The organism is Kitasatospora putterlickiae, from assembly GCF_039527695.1.
Taxonomy (GTDB): Bacteria; Actinomycetota; Actinomycetes; order Streptomycetales; family Streptomycetaceae; genus Kitasatospora; species Kitasatospora putterlickiae.
Genome location: NZ_BAAAKJ010000531.1, coordinates 427 through 3,988 on the forward strand (window position 1 = coordinate 427; position 3,562 = coordinate 3,988).

The following is a 3,562-nucleotide window of genomic DNA, read 5'->3' on the forward strand; positions in this document are numbered from 1 at the left end:
CAAGGTGCCCGAGGCGGTGGGCTGGGGCGGAGCGGTGGCCAGCGTGGACGCCGACGCCACGGCGGCCGGCATCGAGGTGCTGCGCAAGGGCGGCAACGCCGTGGACGCGGCGGTGGCCGTCGCGGCGGCGCTCGGGGTCACCGAGCCGTACTCGGCCGGGATCGGGGGCGGCGGGTACTTCGTCTACTACGACCACGCCACCGGCCGGGTGCACACCGTCGACGGTCGGGAGACCGCCTCCCGGAAGGCCGACGCCTCGCTGTTCCTGGAGGACGGCAAGCCGCTGCCGTTCGCCGACGCCGTCACCAGCGGCCTGTCGGTCGGCGTGCCCGGCTCCCCGGCCACCTGGGAGACCGCCGTCGAGCTGTGGGGCCGGCGGAGCTTCGCCGAGAACCTCAAGCCCGCCCAGCGGATCGCCGAGCAGGGCTTCACGGTCGACCAGACCTTCCAGGACCAGACCGCGCTCAACCAGGCCCGGTTCAAGGACTTCCCCGACACCGCGAAGCTCTTCCTGCCCGGCGGCGTGCTCCCGGTCGTCGGCTCCACCTTCCGCAACCCCGACCTCGCCGCCACCTACCGCCAGCTCGGCAAGGAGGGCACCGGGGCGCTCTACCGGGGCGCGATCGGCGAGGACGTCGTCCGCGCCGTCCAGCACCCGCCCGTCGACCCCGCCTCCGGCCGGGTCGCCCGGCCCGGCCAGGTGGACGCCGCCGACCTGGCCGCCTACCGGGTCCGCCGCCAGCAGCCCACCCACGTCGCCTACCGGGACTACGACGTCTACTCGATCGCCCCCTCCAGCTCCGGCGGCACCACCGTCGGCGAGTCGCTCGGCATCCTGGAGGACGGCGAGCTCGCCGGCTACGACGCCACGCAGTACTACCACCACTTCCTGGAGGCCTCCCGGCTCTCCTTCGCCGACCGCAACCGCTGGGTCGGCGACCCGGCGTTCAACGACGTCCCGGTCAAGGAGCTGCTGTCCGCGCGCTACGCGGCCTCCCGCGCCTGCCTGATCAGCCCCGACCGCGCGCTCACCAGCCCCGTCGCCCCCGGCGACCCGCGTCACCCGGCCGGCTGCCCCGACGCCGCCCCGGCGCCCGCCGCCGAGCCCTACGAAGGCCTGAGCACCAGCCACCTCACCGTGGCCGACCGCTGGGGCAACGTCGTCTCCTACACCCTGACCCTGGAGCAGACCGGCGGCAGCGGCATCACCGTCCCCGGCCGCGGCTTCCTGCTCAACAACGAGCTGACCGACTTCAACTTCACCCCGCTCTTCCCCGGGGTGCCCGACCCCAACCTGCCCGGCCCCGGCAAGCGGCCGCGCTCCTCGCTCTCGCCGACCATCGTGCTGCGCGACGGCGAGCCCCTGCTCGCGGCCGGCTCGCCCGGCGGCGCGACCATCATCACCACCACCCTCCAGGTGCTGCTCGGCCGCCTCGACCGGGGCCTGAGCCTGGAGCAGGCGATCGCCGCGCCGCGCGCCAGCCAGCGCAACACCGCCGCCACCCAGGCCGAGCCGGCCTTCCTGGCGCTGCCCGAACGGGCCCGGCTGGAGGCGCTCGGCCACGTGTTCGCCAGTACGCCGGAGATCGGCGCGGCGACCGGCGTCGAGCGGCTGCCGGACGGCCGCTGGATCGCCGCGGCGCCGGGGCGGCGGCTCGGCGGCGGTGGTGCGGCCCGCGCCGTGAGGCCGGGCGGGACTGTCGGTGCCGTTCGGTAGATTCGGGGTGGGCGTCCTTCCGGCCGTGAGGCCGGGCGGGCGTCCACCCCGTCGTACCGAAGCCGTACCGTCCGTACCGAACCGCCACCGGGAAGGCCGCCCGCCGTGACCGTCCGCATCGCCACCTGGAACATCAACTCCGTCACCGCGCGGCTGCCCAAGCTCCTCGAATGGCTGGAGAGCGCCAAGCCCGACGTGCTCTGCCTCCAGGAGCTCAAGTGCGCCGCCGACGCCTTCCCGTACGAGCCGGTGCGCGAGCTCGGCTACGAGACCGCCGCGCACGGCACCGGCCGCTGGAACGGCGTGGCGATCGTCTCCCGGATCGGGCTCGACGACGTCGTCCGCGACCTGCCCGAGCAGCCCGGTTACCTCGCCGACGACGCCCTGCTGCCCGACGTCGAGCCGCGCGCCGTCGCCGCCACCTGCGGCCCGGTCCGGGTCTGGTCGGTCTACGTGCCCAACGGCCGCGAGGTCGACCACGCCCACTACCGCTACAAGCTGGAGTGGCTGGAGGCGCTGCGCCGCGCCTCGCTGGAGGACGCGGCCGGCGAGCGCCCGTTCGCCGTCCTCGGCGACTTCAACATCGCGCCCGGCGACGACGACGTCTTCGACGTGGCCGCCTTCGAGGGCCTCACCCACGTCACCCCCGCCGAGCGGGCCGCCCTCGCCGCCCTGGACGCGGCCGGACTGCACGACGTGGTGCCGCGCCCGCTGAAGTACGACCGCCCCTACACCTACTGGGACTACCGCCAGCTGGCCTTCCCGAAGAACCGGGGCATGCGGATCGACCTCACCTACGCCAACAAGCCCTTCGTGGACGCCGTCACCGACAGCTACGTCGACCGTGAGGCGCGCAAGGGCAAGGGCACCTCGGACCACGCCCCGGTCGTCGTCGACCTGGACCTCTGAGCGGGCGCGCCGTCCGCCGTTCGCCGTCCGCCGTTCGGCGCTCTCGCGTGACGCGGGGTGAGCGGCCCTCCCCCGAACGGGCCAGAGCGGTGGCCGGGTGTGCGGTGGCTGCCTACCGTCGGTGAGTGACCGGGTGTGGTTGTTCGATCACGTGGACGTAGGAGTCCCCGGCCGCGCCCGAGAGAATCCCGGAGGTTCCGGTATGCGCCCCACGCGTACGGCCGCCGCCGCCCTGATCGGCGCGACGCTGCTGACCGGCCTGACGGCTCCGCTGGCGCTGGCCAAGGACGGCGCCGCCTCGGTCAGCCCGTCCCAGGCCTCGCCGGGCCAGACCGTGACGGTCACGGTCGCCTGTGAGAAGTCCGACAAGCCCACCGCCAAGACGATCACCGCCAACTCGCCGGCCTTCGAGGGCGGCCCCGCCACCCTCACGCTCGGCTCGGACGGCCGGCACACCGGCTCCGCCCGGCTGGCGGACAAGTACGGCGGCGACAGCAAGGTCGACGGAACCTGTCCCGACGGCGCCGCTTTCGCCACCAGCGTGACGGTGACGACGGTCTCGGTGTCCACCTCCTCCGGTGGTTCCGCCGCGTCCGGTGGTTCCGCCGCGTCCGGTGGTTCCGCCGCCGCCGGTGGCGCCGCGCCCTCCGGCATCGGCGGGTGGAGCGAGGCGGCCGGCGAGTGGGCGGGCTCGCTCGGGCAGTCCGGCGCCGGCGGCCAGCAGGTCGCCCCGCACGGTGCGGTGAAGACCGGCCTGGGCGGCTCGATCGCGGCCGACCCGGTGGAACTGGTGGGCGGTGCGCTGCTGGTCGTGGGCGGGATCGGCGGCTTCTGGCTGCTGCGGCGGCGCGCGGGCGCCGGGTCCACCTGTTCGTCGGGGCGCGGGCCCGGGCCGACCTCTACGACTGGCCGGCCCTCGCCGAACTCGGCGGCCGC

3 protein-coding genes are annotated in these 3,562 nt (G+C 75.1%); all 3 read left to right on the forward strand.

Annotated features, from left to right (window positions below; all coding sequences use genetic code 11):
- A partial coding sequence (ggt, locus tag ABD308_RS38790) for a gamma-glutamyltransferase (protein WP_425554966.1) occupies nt 1–1,717 on the forward strand: 1,717 nt, incomplete at its 5' end.
- A 105-nt stretch (nt 1,718–1,822) separates the two neighbouring features.
- Entirely contained in the window at nt 1,823–2,626 is an 804-nt protein-coding gene (locus ABD308_RS38795) for an exodeoxyribonuclease III (protein ID WP_344345731.1), read from the forward strand.
- A gap of 202 nt (nt 2,627–2,828) precedes the next feature.
- Nucleotides 2,829–3,562: hypothetical protein (locus ABD308_RS38800; RefSeq protein WP_344345733.1), on the forward strand; the 734-nt coding region annotated here is incomplete at its 3' end.